The sequence below is a fragment of the Enterococcus sp. AZ015 genome, from assembly GCF_050499225.1.
GTDB classification, from domain to species: domain Bacteria; phylum Bacillota; class Bacilli; order Lactobacillales; family Enterococcaceae; genus Enterococcus_D; species Enterococcus_D entomosocium.
Genome location: NZ_JBMHEX010000001.1, coordinates 1,300,704 through 1,317,392 on the forward strand (window position 1 = coordinate 1,300,704; position 16,689 = coordinate 1,317,392).

Consider the following 16,689-nt stretch of genomic DNA (forward strand, 5'->3'; position numbering starts at 1 on the left):
GGGAAATGTGTTAAAAAGGTTTTTTCGTTATTATCGACCGTATCGGTCACTATTTATGCTAGATTTTACTTGTGCGGTATTTGCTGGTTTATTAGAACTGGCCTTTCCCGTTGCCGTCAACCAAGTAATCGATAAGATCATGCCCCAGAACAACTTTCGCTTGATACTATTGGCTTGCTTAGGCTTGTTCTTGTTTTATGTGATCAATACTGTGTTGCAATATATCGTGGTTTTTTATGGTCATAAACTTGGGGTCAATATTGAGACAGATATGCGTCAAGAACTGTTTCAACATCTGCAGACCCAATCTTTTGAATATTATGACAATCAAAAGACCGGCAAGCTGATCAGTCGCTTGACCACGGATCTCTTTGAAATCTCTGAAGTCGCTCACCATGGGCCAGAAGATGTTTTTATTACCATTATGACTTTGGTGGGGGCATTCCTATTGATGTTGAATATGCACGTTCAATTAGCGATAGCGACATTTGCGTTGATTCCATTGATTACGATTGCCTTGGTTTTTTTCAATAAGAAAATGACCAAAGTCAATACACAGATCTATGACAACCTCGGTGAGTTCAACGCCGGAGTGGAAGCATCTGTTAGCGGTATTCGAGTGACCCAATCGTTTGCTAATGAAACGTTCGAACATAAACGCTTTGATGGATTGAGCGAAATCTATCGGCAATCGAAGATCCTTTTTTATAAGGTAATGGCGATCAGCTCAGCGTATAATTACTTTCTGATTCGCTTGATCAACTTGTTTGCTCTGATTTTTGGTGCTTACTACGTGATTCGTGGTGAACTGACGAATGGCCAGTTTGTAGGGTTTATTTTATTATCGAATGTCTTTGTTAGACCAATTGAGAAGGTCAATACGATGATTGAAAGCTATCCGAAAGGCATCGCTGGCTTCAAACGATTGACCGAAGAATTGGATAAAGAACCGACGATCAAAGACAAACCAGGGGCACGGGTTGTTCAATCATTAAAAGGGGATATCGTCTACCAAGATGTTTCTTTTTCTTATGCGGATGCGACGAAAGTCTTGAATCACATCGATTTATCGATCAAAGCTGGCGAGACGATCGCCTTCGTCGGGCAAAGTGGCTCAGGGAAAACCACGTTATGCAACTTGTTGCCGCGTTTTTATGAAGTCACTGAAGGCGCCATTACGATTGACGGCATCAATATTCAGGAGATGACCTTGGCTTCTTTACGTCAGCAGATTGGGACTGTGCAGCAAGATGTCTTTCTTTTCCCGGGAACGATTCGAGAAAATATTGCTTATGGCAAACTTGATGCAACAGAAGAGGAGATTTTAAAGGCAGTTAAATTAGCACACTTAGAAAAGGTCATCGATCAAATGACGGATGGGTTAGATACGGTCATCGGTGAACGAGGAGTCAAATTATCCGGTGGTCAAAAGCAGCGGGTAGCGATTGCTCGGATGTTCTTAAAAAACCCGCCGATTTTGATATTAGATGAAGCAACATCAGCGTTGGATACGGAAACCGAGCAAGTGATTCAAGAGTCATTGAATTCTTTGGCAGATGGCCGTACAACCTTGATCATTGCCCATCGCCTCGCAACGATCAAACATGCGACACGCATCATTGTCGTTAGTGATAAAGGCATCTTAGAAGAGGGGACCCATGAAGATTTGATGGCGAAAAAGGGACATTATCGCGCATTGCATGATGCGCAATTCGCTCGTGATGGAGAACCTTCTCTCCCTTAGAAGAAAGAAATGAACGATCAATCCAAGAAAACACTAGTCTTTTTATACTTTGTCAGGAAAAAGCATAAAAGACGGGTTTCTTAGGTTGATCGTTTTTCACTAAATTTTTGTGAGAAACCCTTTTCATTTATAAGCAGATATTCATTTCTCCTACTGTTTTATTGTCGATTATGACAGAAATGCTTGTATGGTTTTCTGATTAAAAAGGAATGTGATACAATGGAATCAAGAATGAAGACATTGGTTGAGAATCTTCTCTGGAAAAAATAACATATATTTTTATTGTAGCCCTGTCGTTTCCAAGGCAACAAGGGATCGTGAAATTTTTCCTTTGAAAACGATTGAGCCATGGACTTGGTTTTTTTCTCCATTTTTTTGATTACACATGTAATTACAGAGGGGAAATTAAAAAACGCGGGATTCAACTAAAAGAGTATTTTAATATTCTGACATCTTTTTGATACACCTTTGACACACTGTTGTATAAAAGAAGTAATATTAAAAAAAAATTTGATTTTTCTCATTTAAAAATAAACTTTTTGAGTGAAACCTTTTGCCTAAAAGGTTTCGCTTTTAATATAACTTTCGAGTTTTATTAAAAAATATGAGATTTAGACTAGATTTTTTTTAGTTAAACCTGTATAATTGAAATCAAGCGAGGGAACAGGACTTGCTTGATTGAAAATTAAAAAGGAGAGATGCACGTTGTTGACACTATACACTTCCCCAAGTTGCACATCTTGTCGCAAAGCTCGTGCGTGGTTACAAGAGCACGAAATCCCTTTTGTTGAAAGAAATATTTTTTCAGAACCGTTAAATATTTCTGAGCTTAAGGCAATTCTACAAATGACAGAAGATGGCACAGAAGAAATTATTTCCACCAGATCCAAAGTATTCCAAAAGTTGAATATGGATCTAGATGACCTGCCCCTAAAAGATTTATTGACACTTGTTCAAGAAAATCCAGGATTATTGCGTCGGCCAATTATGATCGATGAAAAACGATTGCAAGTTGGGTTTAACGAAGATGAAATTCGTCGGTTCTTACCTAGGGATGTTCGCCAACTGGAACTAAGACAAGCGCAATTAATGGCAGGCTTATAAATTTGACTTCATCGACTCGCTTTCTCGTAGAAAGTGAGTCTTTTTTTGAGTTTTTACGTTTTTCTTAAGAGGATATTCGTTTTCTCTTTACTTTTTATCAGGTTTCGATACAATGAACCTATAGTGAGTAGCAAAAGTGAGGTGTAGCTAATATGGAAATGGAACATATCAATGAGAACACCATTCGTGTATTGATCAAAAGTGAAGACTTAGCTGCGAGAGGCATCACTTTTCTTGACCTTCTAGGAAATCACAATGAAATTGAAAACTTCTTTTACAGTATTCTTGAAGAAGTTGATATTGACGAAGAATTTAAAGGCAGTGAAGCTGTAACTTTCCAAGTCTTGCCTAAAGGCGATGGGTTAGAATTGTTTATTAGCAAAAATCTTCCACCAGAAGGAATGGAAAATTTTGATGAAATGAACGATGAAGCGAATGAAGACATTACCGATATGTTGAAAAAACATGTGGCGGCTCAATTACAAGAGTCAGAGCAAGCAGAAGAAATCGGCAATCGTTTTGTATTCGAGTTGTTGCGATTCGAAGATATGATTCAATTGGCATCCGAAGTATATTTGGATTCCGTTGCAACCAATCTTTACCAAATGGGCAATCATTATTATATTGAAATTCGATTTATGGATGCAGATATTACTGATATTGAAGTGGAAAATGCACTTTCTTATTTGATGGAATTTGCCCAAAGGACTTCAGTGACGCCCGAAGTTTTATCAGAATACGGTGATTTGATCATGGAAAACGATGCACTTGAATTGACTCGTTTCTATTTCAAGAATGATTAATGAATGAAAATCATTTCCAGCCAAGGACATTTTGACAATGTTTTTGGCTTTTTTAATTGTGTTTGACGAATCTGGCGTACCTCTTATTGAGGTGAGCCAGATGTTGAAAGCGTTGAACCAAAGAAAAGAAGTCATCCTAGCGAAAGGGGCAAAGAAATCCTCGGGCCCTTTTTATTGCCCAGGCTGTCAGAAAGAAGTGATTTTGAGGCAAGGACTTAAGCGACAGTCCCACTTTGCCCATCAAGCCACCACTGATTGTCAGACATACAGTGAAGGGGAGACGAAGGAGCACTTGGAAGCAAAACAACTTTTGTTTGAATGGTATCAAGAGATGGATATTGAACTTGAAGCCTACTTGCCGCAACTTCAGCAGCGACCTGATCTCTGTTACAAAAATATTGCCGTTGAAGTCCAGTGTTCTTCACTCAAGTTTTCACGATTTCTGGAACGAACCAGCACTTATTTAGCAAATGGTTATCAGCCTTGGTGGATCCTAGGGACCAAAATGTATCCGAAACGCCATTGGTCGCTTTTGGCAAAAGCCTGCTGTACTTATCCGTCTACTGGCTTTTGCTTGTGGCTCATTGATACGCGAAATCAGGCATTGGTGCGGCTGCACCAAATCAAATGGCACTATCAAGAAGGGGTAATCAGTCGACGAAGCGCTATACAAAAAGGGGAGCCATACAGGAAAGAGACACTTCGACCTTTGTACGAAGCAGATGAATCAGATACCCACCATTCTATTGAATGGGTAGCGGTCGATTATCGTTTGTGGGTGATTCGAAAACTGCGAAACAGACTGCCTAAAATCAGAGAGATTCAAGAAATAGTATACCCGTTGAATGGGAATGTCTCACAGTTGCCTCTTTGGTGCTATTGTGAAAGTCGGTTTGGCTTTTTATTTGAACACCACATACTGATTTTTCGCTTTCTCTATTTAAGTGAATGTCCCATTAGTTTTGAACAGTGGTTGATTCAGTTGAGGAAGCTGCATTGGCAATGGTGCTTTCCTTTGCTTGATCAAAGAGAAATATTGAGAGAAATCTTTCAAGAATGCCAATATTTAGAAAATTCGGTTTCTTTTTCAAGCCAATGATTTGGTTTCGTTGAAAAGTGTGATAAGATATTTTTAACCAATGAACAAGGAGTGAAGGGAATGTCAGAAACAAAACAATTACCAGCACGTGAATCGATTCCAGTCGAAAAAACGTGGGACTTAACGAAAATCTATGCCGATGATGCGGCTTTTGACATAGAATTTCAAGAAATCCAAGCACAGCTTAAAGAAGCTAGCAGTTACCAAGGCACTTTAGCAGATGGGCCACAAGCCTTCCTATCCGCTTTAGAATTTGTCTTAGATCTTTCTCGCCGTTTAGAGAAACTGTATGTTTACAGTCATTTGAAAAATGATCAAGATACCGCTAATACGACTTATCAAGGCTTATATGCGAAAGCCAGCAGTTTAGTTGCGCAAGTAAGTGAAGCCGTTGCTTGGTTTGATCCCGAATTATTGACGATGTCCGATGAAACGATTTGGGGCTATTTCGATCAAGAACCGAAACTAGCTGTTTATCGTCATATGATCGAAAAAACTATTAACGAGCGGCCCCATGTTTTGCCTGCCGATCAAGAAGCGCTATTGGCCGGAGCAGGCGAAATTTTTGGAGCATCCGGCAACATTTTTTCTGTTTTAAACAATGCTGATTTGGATTTTCCAGTAGTTGAAGACGAAAACGGGGAAAAAGTACAGCTATCTCATGGTGTATACGGTGAGTTGATGGAAAGCACGGATCGGTCTGTTCGGGAAGCGGCCTTTAAAGGTCTCTATGGCGTTTATGAGCAATTCCGCAATACCTTTGCCCAAACCTTAAGTACGAATATCAAAGCCCACAACTTTAAAGCCAAAGCCCGTAAATACGACTCGGCACGCCAAGCCGCTTTGAGTGCCAATCATATTCCTGAAAGTGTCTATGATACCTTAGTGGACGTCGTTAATCAGCATTTGCCATTATTACACCGATATATGGCATTAAGAAAACGCCTGTTGGCTGTCGACACGCTTCATATGTATGATGTGTACACGCCGATTTTAGGGGAAGCATCGATTCGCTATACCTATGAAGAAGCAGTCGAAAAAGCGAAAGAAGCGCTAAAACCATTAGGGGAAGAGTATCTAGCTGTAGTTGAAGAAGCCTTCAGCAATCGGTGGATCGATGTCGTTGAAAACAAAGGCAAACGCAGTGGTGCCTATTCTTCAGGTGCTTATGACACACTGCCTTATATCTTAATGAACTGGAATGATCGATTGGATCAACTCTTTACCCTCGTTCATGAAATGGGACACAGTGTGCATAGTTACTTCACACGGAATAACCAGCCTTATGCCTATGGGGATTACTCGATCTTCTTAGCAGAAATCGCTTCAACCACGAATGAAAATATTTTAACGGAATACATGCTTCGGACTGAGACTGATCCGCGGGTCAAAGCCTATGTCTTGAATCATTTTCTTGATGGATTCAAAGGAACGATTTTCCGTCAAACGCAATTTGCCGAGTTTGAACACTTCATGCACGTGGAAGATGCGAAAGGAACGCCGTTGACCAGTGAATTCTTAAGCGAGAACTATGCCGAGTTAAATGCAAAATACTACGGACCATCAGTTGAAAAAGATCCGGAGATTCGTCTTGAGTGGTCACGCATTCCGCATTTCTATTACAATTACTATGTTTACCAATATTCAACTGGTTTTTCGGCAGCTTCTGCTTTGGCGAAGAAAATCTTAGCTGGCGAACCGGATGCCTTAACTAACTATTTGAACTATTTGAAAGCCGGACGTAGTGATTATCCAATCGAAGTCATGAAAAAAGCAGGCGTAGATATGACGAAAGCAGATTATATTGAAGATGCAATGAAAGTATTTGAGCAACGCTTGAATGAATTGGAAGAACTCGTAAAAGAAATCGAAGCATAATTGAAAAGAGTACAAACCAGTCCGAAAAGGATTGGTTTGTTTTTTTTGTTCCTCCTGCAATGAAAAACGCTGCGCAGCGAGCCAAACACAAGATCATCGTTTGGCTCGCTGCGCAGCGTCGCTATTGAATAGGGTTTCATAAAAGAATCAACCCTCGATCAATTTCATGAATAGTGGAAAGTTTTGGTGCTTTCAAAGACTGAGCTTTTTGCATAAATGTATCGAGTTCTGTTGCTGTACCACAGACGAGAGGAAGACTTCTCAGTTCCTCTGATCCTTCTAAAAGGACCCCATATTCTTCTTCACTTGAAAAATCATACACCACAGCAGAAGGTGTGATCGTGATGCCCATGTCTTTCGCTACCCTCTGATCGGTGGCAAAGTTCTTTTTCACTAACTCAGATGTACGATCTTCTAGGAACATCTCTAAATCACCGTTCGTTTCTGAAAATAGATCTTTCACTAAGGTGTCGCAATATTCCTGTTTTTCGATCCCTATCCGTTGTTGCAGTTTCAATAAGAAATCCCGAGCAATTTTTTTTCCTTGCAACTGGGCTGCTTTATAATCCAATGACGCAGCATAGATTTGGTTGGTCTGTTCATTTCGCAAGACCAAATCCGCCTTATTCATGGACAAATAGTCCATTGAAACACCTACGGAAAACAAGTTAACGAAAGGCAGGATCTGCAAATGGATTTTTTTGCGGCTCGTGTTTAATTTGTTGAGAATCTCTTTTTCGATATCATAACAAATAGGCCCAATCGGATTAATAAATAAAAAAAGTTCGATCATTTGAATCTCTCCCCAATTAAGATTCTTGAGTAACTTGAAAAACAAAATAAGTATGTTTTATTAAATATAGCAAAAAAACGCGAAAAAAGTAAGCAAAAGGGCATCCTACAATGATTTTTCTTCAACGGCTCGAATGATCTTGTTTTTTGCTGGTCGGTAAGGAACACCAAAAGAATGCAATAACGATTGAAAGGCAAATTTTCCTTGAATTGGCTCACTGACTTCTAGCTCTAACTCATAATCATGCTGTTGACCATACCAGCTTTCATCCAAAGCAAGTAATCCTTCATTGATCGGAAATTCCGCCCGTTTCGTTTTTAATGCTGCGATCATGTGTAATGAATCAGGTTCGATATTCGCTGCTTTTAAGCGTTGAGCAACCACACCTGTTTTTAAAATTTTTTCTGACGCGATCAATGACGCTGCGGTTTCGATTGTCAAAGGATCAGTCGTTTCTAACAGACCGTGTTCAATGGGGGTCTTTAGCGTTAATTCTGCATTGGTAGGAGTCGTGCGAATGCGTAAGCCAAAATGCTTTTCTCGCAGTTTAAAGTCTTGCGTATCAAAGTAATAATTGGTTTGCGTCTTGAAGGCTTTTTCTGACAATTTGTAATAAGCAAGCAACTGGTGGTATTCTTTTTCCGTCAACATTGTTTTATATTCAATCTCTACTTGTTCGACCATTGATTTTCACTCTCTTTCTATTGCAAACATAGTGTACGCTGTTTCAGCTATTCCGTCAAAGAAACTAAACAAAGAAAAGCGGAAACGATTGGGGCAGACAAAAAAATCTTTTGTTTCTGCACTTCTGTCCATTCAGTTTTATTCCAAGAGTATGGTAGAATAAGAGGTATGTTATGAACAGAATCGAGGGAGAAGAATGATTCGAGATTGGGAAGAATTCTTAGCGCCTTATGAACAGGCGGTTTCAGAATTAAAAGTAAAATTAAGAGGCATAAGAAAACAATATCGGGAACAAAACAAACATGTTCCCATTGAATTTGTCACGGGGCGTGTCAAGCCAGTAGATAGCATTTTAACAAAAAGCAAATTACGAGGAATCGCACTGGATCGTCTTGAAGAAGAAATGTCTGACATCGCCGGTTTGCGAATCATGTGTCAGTTTGTGGAAGACATTCACCAAGTCGTTGAACTGTTGCGGACACGTAAAGACATGAAAGTCATTATTGAACGTGATTATATTACCAATAAAAAAGTCAGTGGTTACCGCTCGTATCATCTGGTGATCGAGTATCCAGTTCAATTGATCGATGGAGAAAAAATTATCTTAGCAGAGGTACAAATTCGTACATTGGCGATGAACTTTTGGGCAACGATTGAACATTCATTGAACTACAAATACCAAGGGGAATTTCCCGATGAAATTAGCGAGCGACTACGACGTTCGGCAGAAGCAGCCTACCAGCTAGATGAAGAGATGTCTAATATTCGTGAAGAGATCCAAGAGGCACAGCGGTTGTTTTCTCATGGGAAAGGCAAACGCGGCGGACATGACACGCCCAAGTTGCCGAAGGAGGAATCAGAATGAAAGGCATCCGCGTGGCAATCGTCCATAATCAAGAAAGCAAGTCAGTAGAAGTGACGAAGCGTTTAACTGTCCTCCTGGAGCAGTCTGAAAACAAGATCGATCAAGAGAACCCTGAATTAGTGATCTCTGTTGGTGGAGATGGTACGCTTCTTTCTGCTTTTCACTTGTTCAACCATAAGTTAGATCAAGTACAATTTTTAGGGGTCCATACGGGACACCTCGGCTTTTATACAGATTGGCGTGACTATGAATTGGATGAATTGGTAGAGTCTTTATGCAATGACCATCAAAAGAGTGTCAGTTATCCTTTATTGGATGTCCGAATCACTTATGCAAATGGCAAACCAGACAAGCATTTCCTGGCATTGAACGAATCAACGATCAAACGCGGCAATCGCACCATGGTTGCCGATATTTCTATTAAAGAAGACCTCTTTGAAAAGTTTCGCGGGGATGGCCTCTCGATCTCAACGCCAACCGGCTCAACTGCCTATAACAAAAGTGTTGGTGGGGCAGTATTGCACCCAAGTATCAATGCGTTTCAATTAGCAGAGATTGCTTCTTTGAACAATCGCGTCTTTCGGACACTTGGATCACCGATCGTCGTGGGTCATCACGAGTGGGTCAAAGTGCAACTGCAACAAAGTACCGACTATTTAGTGACGATTGATCAATTTACCATCGAGCAAGAAGAAATCGATGCAATCTATTACCGGATTGCCGACGAACGGATTCATTTTGCGTCTTATCGGCATATGCATTTTTGGAATCGTGTCAAAGATTCCTTTATTGGAGAAGAATAAACTCATGGAATTTACGTATCAATATACCGGACAAGGGCAGCAAGTCAAATATTTTTTGAAGGAACAAGGAGTATCCAAAGGTCTGCTAGCGAAAATAAAATTTCAAGGCGGAAAGATATTTGTGAATGACCACGAGCAAAACGTCTTGTTTTCTTTGGCGCAAAATGATAGGGTAACTATTGTAATTCCTCCTGAAGGGGAACATGAAACGATGCTGGCTGATCCGACACCTATTGAGATTGTGTATGAAGATGCCCATCTGTTAATCGTGAATAAGCCGGCTGGCATCTCATCGATTCCTGCGCAATATCATCCGACTGGCACGATGGCCAATCGAGTCAAGGCCTACTATCAAGCGCAACACTATGAAGATCAAGTGATCCATGTAGTGACTCGCTTAGACCGTGACACATCAGGATTGATGCTTTTTGCAAAACACGGCTTTGCCCATGCGAAGCTGGATAGCCAGTTACGGAAGAAGCAAGTTGTTAAAAAATATCAAGCCCTCGTTGCGGGAGATCTTTCCGCATTATCCGCCCATAGCGAGATCGATTTGCCTATCGCTAGGGACCTGACCTCGCTTTTGAAACGCAAGGTCAGTGAAGAAGGAAAAGAGGCACGTACGGAGTATTGGCTAAAACAGCGCAATTCAGATTGCGCATTAGTCGACATTCAACTACACACAGGCCGGACACATCAAATAAGGGTCCATTTTTCTGCGATCGGTTGTCCCTTACTAGGAGACGAGATGTATGGGGGATCAATGGCTTTTGGGATCAGACGACAGGCACTTCATTGCTGTCAGCTGCAATTTCAGCATCCCTTTACGAATGAACCGTTGGCTTTTGAACTGCCTTTACCTGCAGACATGGCCGCTGTTTGTTCAGCTATCGATAAGCAATAACAAATGAGGTGAAGAGATTGGATGAAAATCAAGAATTAACCGAACGATTTGATCAACTGAATCAAGCACTAAAAGACAATGATATCCAGGGATTTCGTGAGGCATTCTTGGATCTGCATATCTACGAGCAGGGTCAATTCTACCAATCTCTAGAAGCAGACGATCGACAAATCGTCTATACGTATCTATCGCCGAAAGAATTGGCAGACATGTTTGACGTCATTGAAGAAGACGATGAAAACATGGTGGACTATCTTTCAGAAATGCGGCCTGCATATGCTGCAACGATGTTAGCAGAGATGTATACCGATAATGCTGTCGATCTACTGAATACATTGGACAAGAAACAAACGGCCAAATATTTGAGTCTGATGACTGCTGAAGCCGCTAGCGAGATCAAAGAACTATTGCATTATGAAGATGAAACAGCTGGATCATTGATGACAACCGAGTTTGTTTCCATTGTTGCCAACCAAACGGTTCGTTCAGCGATGTATGTCTTAAAAAATGCCGCAGATGTTGCTGAGACGATTTATTATATTTACGTCGTGGATACCGACAACAAACTTGTGGGCGTTATTTCTTTAAGAGACTTGATCATCAATGATGAAGATACCATGATTGCTGATATTTTGAACGAGCGGGTGATGTCGGTTCATGTTGGAGATGACCAAGAGGATGTCGCTCAGACCTTCCGGGATTATGACTTTCTCGCATTGCCAGTCACCGATTATGACGATCACCTATTAGGGATCGTGACCGTCGATGATATCATCGACGTTATCGATGATGAAGCAGCCAGTGATTACTCGGGTTTGGCAGGGGTCAATGTAGAAGAAGTCAGTGAAAACCCGATCAAAGCTTCTTCGAGAAGGTTACCTTGGCTCATCACCTTACTCTTTCTCGGAATGGCAACCGCCAGTTTAATCAGCCATTATGAAGAGTTAGTTAGTGAAGCAAGTATTCTCGCCGTCTTTATCTCACTGATCACCGGAACTGCCGGCAATGCCGGTACCCAGTCTTTAGCGGTAGCCGTACGCCGCTTGGCGATCAATGATGATAAAGAAAATAGCTTTATGAAAACAGTGGTCGGTGAGGTGCTTACAGGACTTTTCACAGGAGCTATTACCGGATTGACGATTTTTGCTATTGTGGCTGTCTGGAAACAAAATCCGATTCTAGGGTTTGTGATCGGGATGGCTATGATGTGTGCCATCACAGTAGCCAACTTAGCGGGAAGTTTGATTCCGATGCTAATGGATAAGCTTGGGTTTGATCCGGCAGTGGCGAGCGGTCCGTTTATTACGACCCTCAGTGATTTGACCAGTGTTTTGATCTATTTCAATATTGCCAGTCTTTTTATGAACTATTTTATTCAATGAATAAAAAATAAAAGCAAGCCGATGATTTTTCTTCGAGTGAAGAATCATTGGCTTGCTTTTTAATTTTTTGGTTTTGGCAACACCCCAGAAGGAGAGACGCCATAAAGTTTTTTAAAAGACTTGCTAAAGTGATAGGCATCTTGATAGCCAACTGCAGAGGCGACTTCCTTGATCGTGAGGTTGTCATTTTTTAGCATGTCTTTGGCACGTTTTAGGCGGATTTCTATCAAATAGTTAATGGGGCTGACTCCTGTCGCTTCTTTAAAAATCTTGGAAAGGTACGTCGGACTGAGAAATTGATCTTGTGCCAGTTTTTCCAAGGTGATTTCTTCTTTATAATGATTTTCCAAATAATAGACGGTATAGTTGACGATTTGTTGTTGTCTTCTTTGGCTTTTGGAAAGGTAAGGAACGACATTGATGTGGTCTTCATTTAGTCCGCGTAAAATATAGACGAGCATCTCCATCAAGACAGCTTTTTGCATCAACTGAAACTCATCCCGCTCTTCACTGCTTTCTCGCACCAACTGCCACGCTTTTTCCAAAACTTGATGATGGTATTTGCCTAATTCTAACAATGGGTGTTTGTTGGGGAAAAAATTTCGCTTGAATCCTTCCAAGGAAATATTCTTCAGTCCAATATGCAACTGGTGGGAGCGAGTGCCTTTAGGCTGTAATTCGCAGTGGTCGACACCAGGATTAAAAAGCATGACACTGCCAGCACGAATTTTCTTCGCTGGTTCTTTTTCAAAATAATACGTACTTTCTCCTTCTAACAAGACGCTGATTTCTAAAAAGTCATGATGATGCATTTCTCCATGACTTTCTGCTTGCGTCCATGGGTCAAAGAGATAGATGATTTCGGGATTGAAGGTCCGAGGGTTAACTAAATTCATGGCTGATTCACTCCAATTGGGTGCCCATCTCCGATAAAAAAAGGGAATGGTGCTTCTTACTAATATTTTACATCAAAATGAGTAAGAAAAACCATTCAAATCGCTTTTCAAAACGCTAAGCTTAACAACGAGAGGGGGAATTAGATGAGTAATACACAATGGATCTGGCGCTATGCCAAAAAGAACCGCGGAAAAATCATATTGGCGATCCTGTTTTTAGTGATCAATGCAGCGCTGATCATTGTTAATCCGTACTTGGGAGGAATGGTGATCGATGATGTCATCAATCAGCAAAAAACGCACTTATTGATTCCATTACTGTTGATCATGATCGCAACGACCGTCATTCGCACCATTGTCCGCTATAGTTATCAAATTTTATTTGAACGGGTCGGACAAAATACGCTATACGATTTACGGGAAGACTTGTATCAGAAACTGCAGGAATTGGATTTCGACTTTTTTAATCACACACGGGTGGGAGATATTATGGCACGAATGACCGGGGATACTGATGCCATACGCCACTTTGTTTCTTGGGTGACCTATAATATCGCTGAATGTATCTTGTGGTTCTTTTCTGCGGTGGTGGTCATGAGCTTTATTGATTGGAAATTGATGTTGGCATTGGTGGCTGTCACACCGATCATTTTTCTGTTGACGAATCGCATGTCTAAAAAAGCACACCCACTGTTTTTTGATATTCGTGAGAGCTTTTCGCGCTTGAACTCAATGGTAGAAGAAAATATTGGTGGCAATCGGGTGGTGAAAGCTTTTGCTCGTGAAAATTTTGAGATCGAAAAATTTCGCTCCTACAACGAAGATTTTAAGACCCGCAACATGGCATCTGCCAAAGTTTCCCGCACTTATCTGCCATGGCTTGATGGCTTAGCAGGAAGTTTGTCAGTCATTGCCTTAGTCTTAGGCGGAATTTTCGTAATCAATGGGGAGATGACATTAGGTGATCTCGTTGCATTTAATGGCTATCTATGGATGTTGAATAACCCTATGCGTATGAGCGGTTGGTTGATCAACGATGTTCAGCGATTTTCTGCAGCTTGTATCAAAATTCGACAAATGCTAGCACAAGAATCGAAAATACCGGTTCACCAACAAGAAAAATTAGAACCGATCAAAGGGTTTGTGGAATTCAAAGATGTCTCGTTCCACTTTTCAGATGACCCGGATCAAAATGTGTTGGAAAACATCAACTTCACCATCGGGCCGGGACAAACGTTAGGGATTTTAGGCGAAACTGGGTCTGGGAAAACGACCTTAGTGAATTTAGTCGGTCGTTTTTATGACCCGACTGAAGGGGAAGTATTCATTGATGGGAAAAATGCCAAAGAGTATCCTGTGCGCCAAATGCGGGAAAACATTTCAATGGTGATGCAAGATGTCTTCTTGTTTTCTAATACCATCTCTGACAATATTGCTTTTGGAAATCCTTTAGCAGATGAAGGCTTTATTCGGCAAATGGCGGTAGTCGCCGATGCAGATACCTTTATTTCTCGAATGCCTCAAGGCTACGAGACGATTGTCGGTGAACGAGGCGTCGGACTTTCTGGTGGTCAAAAACAACGGATCTCCCTCGCACGGGCTCTAGCGAAAGATCCATCGATCTTGATTTTGGATGATACGACATCTGCCGTCGATATGGAAACAGAATCGAAGATCCAACAAGAACTAACGAAATTAACTGGAGAGAAGACAACGTTTATCATTGCGCATCGCATCTCCTCCGTTCGAGAAGCCGATCAGATCTTGATGATGGAAAAAGGGCGGGTCGTTGAACAAGGCACCCACGAAGAACTTGTCAAACTGCGAGGTAAATACTATGAAGTGTATCAAAAACAATTAGGCTTGTCAGGAGGTGAAGAAGATGGCGAGAAATAAATTTGATGTGGATGAGGAATTAGACCAGGAATTTAGCTGGAAGGATTTCAAGCGTTTGTCCCAATACGTCGTACCGTATAAAAAAAGCATTGGGAAAGTACTATTTACGATCATCCTGGCAAACTTAGCAGGAATGCTGGCGCCCGTTTTCACGAAGATCGCCATCGACTCATCGATTCCAGAGAAAAATGTCAATCAATTGCTGCTTTTAGGAGCTGCCTTTCTAGTGACCTTGATCGTTATTGGCGTCTGCATGCGTTATCGTATTTACCATATCACGAATATTGGGCAAGATGTTTTGAAGGATATGCGCTTTGATATTTTTGAACATCTGCAGCGGCTGCCGTTTTCTTATTTTGATACAAGGCCCCATGGCAAGATCTTGATCCGCATCGTAAACTATATCAATACACTGAGTGACCTGTTGAGTAATGGCCTGATCAATTTGATTTCCGATGTTTTCAACGTCATCATCACCTTGATCTTTATGTTTGCGATCGACTTCAAATTGACCCTATATTCCCTTGCGTTGCTGCCAATTTTGTTCATCATGGTGATGGTAATCAAAAATAACCAGCGCAAAGCCTATCAGGAGTTGAGTAATAAACAGTCCAATTTAAATGCTTACATTCATGAAAGTATTGCCGGCATCAAGATTACCCAATCCTTCGCACGGGAAGAAGAAAATGCAGAGATTTTCCAAGAAGTCAGCAATGATTATCGGACTTCCTGGATGAAAGCTGTCAAAATTCAGTTTCTTATGTGGCCTGGGGTGCAAAACATTTCAGTCATTACGACTTGTTTGATTTATTTTGTCGGCATTCGCCAAATCGGTGTCGCTGTCAGCACAGGTACTCTGATCGCTTTTATCAGTTATATCAATAATTTCTGGAATCCAGTCATCAACATCGGGAATTTTTATAATTCTTTGATTACAGCAACAGCCTATCTTGAACGGATTTTTGAAACGATGGATGAAGTCCCAGATATCGAAGACAAACCAGATGCAAAAGTATTGCCGACGATGAAAGGGACCGTTGATTTTGAACACGTGACCTTCCGATACGAAGAAGGCAAAAACATTCTTTCTGATGTCAATTTTCACATCGAACCCGGGGAAAGCATTGCCTTGGTTGGCCCTACTGGTGCAGGAAAGACCACGATCATCAATTTGCTGAGCCGCTTTTATGATGTCAATGAAGGCAGTGTTAAAGTAGATGGGATGGATGTTCGTGACGTGACGCTGGAATCGCTGCGTTCACAAATGGGGGTCATGCTGCAAGATACTTTTATTTTCTCAGGAACGATCATAGAGAATATTCGCTATGGAAAATTAGATGCAACAGAAGAAGAGATCATCGAAGCAGCGAAAATCGTCCGTGCTCACGACTTTATCACGGAGTTGAAAGACGGCTATCAAACCGTCGTCGAAGAACGAGGAAGCACTTTATCTGCAGGGCAACGGCAACTGATTTCCTTTGCCCGAGCGTTGTTGGCTGATCCAAAAATTTTGATCTTAGATGAAGCGACCTCAAGTATCGATACGAAGACAGAAGAATTGCTGCAAGAAGGATTGTTGAAGCTGTTAGAAGGCAGAACCTCCTTTATCATTGCTCACCGCTTATCCACGATCAAAAATTCTGATCGAATCTTTTACGTGGCGGGGGGAACGATCGCTGAATCTGGTAACCATGATCAGCTAATGGCACAAAAAGGCTTGTACCACCATTTGTATCAATCACAATACGACTTACTGCAAGCCATATAAAAAGAATCCCCACAAATGATTGAAACGCATCGTTTGTGGGGATTTCTTTGCGTGATTCTTTTGTGTCCCT

At 41.2% G+C, this 16,689-nt stretch carries 14 protein-coding genes; 11 read left to right on the plus strand and 3 right to left on the minus strand.

From position 1 onward, the window contains the following. Positions 1-7 precede the first annotated feature (7 nt). The 5 genes from IGK85_RS06070 to pepF all read left to right on the plus strand — a co-directional run bounded on the left by IGK85_RS06070 (position 8) and on the right by pepF (position 6,628). Positions 8-1,744, plus strand: coding sequence for an ABC transporter ATP-binding protein (locus IGK85_RS06070; RefSeq protein ID WP_008379730.1), 1,737 nt, complete (start codon positions 8-10; stop codon positions 1,742-1,744). A gap of 705 nt (positions 1,745-2,449) precedes the next feature. Then, positions 2,450-2,848, plus strand: coding sequence for a transcriptional regulator SpxA (gene spxA / locus IGK85_RS06075; protein ID WP_003127030.1), 399 nt, complete (start codon positions 2,450-2,452; stop codon positions 2,846-2,848). A 152-nt stretch (positions 2,849-3,000) separates the two neighbouring features. Next, a complete protein-coding gene (locus IGK85_RS06080; protein WP_008379741.1) occupies positions 3,001-3,651 on the plus strand; it encodes an adaptor protein MecA in 651 nt (216 codons plus the stop codon). Positions 3,652-3,751: 100 nt separating this feature from the next. Next, a complete protein-coding gene (locus IGK85_RS06085; protein ID WP_035006824.1) occupies positions 3,752-4,750 on the plus strand; it encodes a competence protein CoiA in 999 nt (332 codons plus the stop codon). Positions 4,751-4,810: 60 nt separating this feature from the next. Continuing rightward, complete coding sequence (gene pepF / locus IGK85_RS06090; RefSeq protein WP_008379744.1) at positions 4,811-6,628, plus strand: oligoendopeptidase F; 1,818 nt, start codon at positions 4,811-4,813, stop codon at positions 6,626-6,628. Between the two features lie 136 nt (positions 6,629-6,764). Here pepF and IGK85_RS06095 read toward each other — a convergent pair whose 3' ends face one another. Together IGK85_RS06095 and IGK85_RS06100 are read right to left on the minus strand one after the other, a co-directional pair. Further along, on the minus strand, positions 6,765-7,421 hold the full coding sequence (locus IGK85_RS06095; protein ID WP_008379746.1) for a DsbA family protein: 657 nt from the start codon (positions 7,419-7,421) through the stop codon (positions 6,765-6,767). Positions 7,422-7,526: 105 nt separating this feature from the next. Beyond that, positions 7,527-8,105, minus strand: coding sequence for a CYTH domain-containing protein (locus tag IGK85_RS06100; protein WP_008379748.1), 579 nt, complete (start codon positions 8,103-8,105; stop codon positions 7,527-7,529). Between the two features lie 196 nt (positions 8,106-8,301). Between IGK85_RS06100 and IGK85_RS06105 the strand changes: the two genes are divergently transcribed. Genes IGK85_RS06105 through mgtE form a run of 4 tightly spaced genes read left to right on the plus strand, consistent with a single transcriptional unit; the run spans position 8,302 to position 12,059 of the window. Beyond that, the gene (locus tag IGK85_RS06105; protein WP_005236729.1) at positions 8,302-8,970 is read left to right on the plus strand and encodes a GTP pyrophosphokinase; all 669 of its coding nucleotides are present in this window, start codon (positions 8,302-8,304) and stop codon (positions 8,968-8,970) included. Positions 8,971-8,975: 5 nt separating this feature from the next. Then, entirely contained in the window at positions 8,976-9,773 is a 798-nt protein-coding gene (locus tag IGK85_RS06110; RefSeq protein ID WP_301280263.1) for an NAD kinase, read from the plus strand. Between the two features lie 4 nt (positions 9,774-9,777). Next, the gene (locus IGK85_RS06115; protein ID WP_008379752.1) at positions 9,778-10,677 is read left to right on the plus strand and encodes an RluA family pseudouridine synthase; all 900 of its coding nucleotides are present in this window, start codon (positions 9,778-9,780) and stop codon (positions 10,675-10,677) included. A 17-nt stretch (positions 10,678-10,694) separates the two neighbouring features. After that, complete coding sequence (gene mgtE, locus IGK85_RS06120; protein ID WP_005229714.1) at positions 10,695-12,059, plus strand: magnesium transporter; 1,365 nt, start codon at positions 10,695-10,697, stop codon at positions 12,057-12,059. Between the two features lie 59 nt (positions 12,060-12,118). On the opposite strand, the gene IGK85_RS06125 is transcribed toward mgtE, so the two are convergent. Then, the gene (locus IGK85_RS06125) at positions 12,119-12,955 is read right to left on the minus strand and encodes an AraC family transcriptional regulator (protein WP_005236722.1); all 837 of its coding nucleotides are present in this window, start codon (positions 12,953-12,955) and stop codon (positions 12,119-12,121) included. Between the two features lie 144 nt (positions 12,956-13,099). On the opposite strand from IGK85_RS06125, the gene IGK85_RS06130 reads away from it, so the two are divergent. Continuing rightward, positions 13,100-14,851, plus strand: coding sequence for an ABC transporter ATP-binding protein (locus tag IGK85_RS06130; RefSeq protein ID WP_008379757.1), 1,752 nt, complete (start codon positions 13,100-13,102; stop codon positions 14,849-14,851). Further along, the gene (locus IGK85_RS06135; RefSeq protein WP_005236718.1) at positions 14,838-16,619 is read left to right on the plus strand and encodes an ABC transporter ATP-binding protein; all 1,782 of its coding nucleotides are present in this window, start codon (positions 14,838-14,840) and stop codon (positions 16,617-16,619) included. Before IGK85_RS06130 ends, IGK85_RS06135 begins: the two co-directional genes overlap by 14 nt. Positions 16,620-16,689 lie beyond the last annotated feature (70 nt).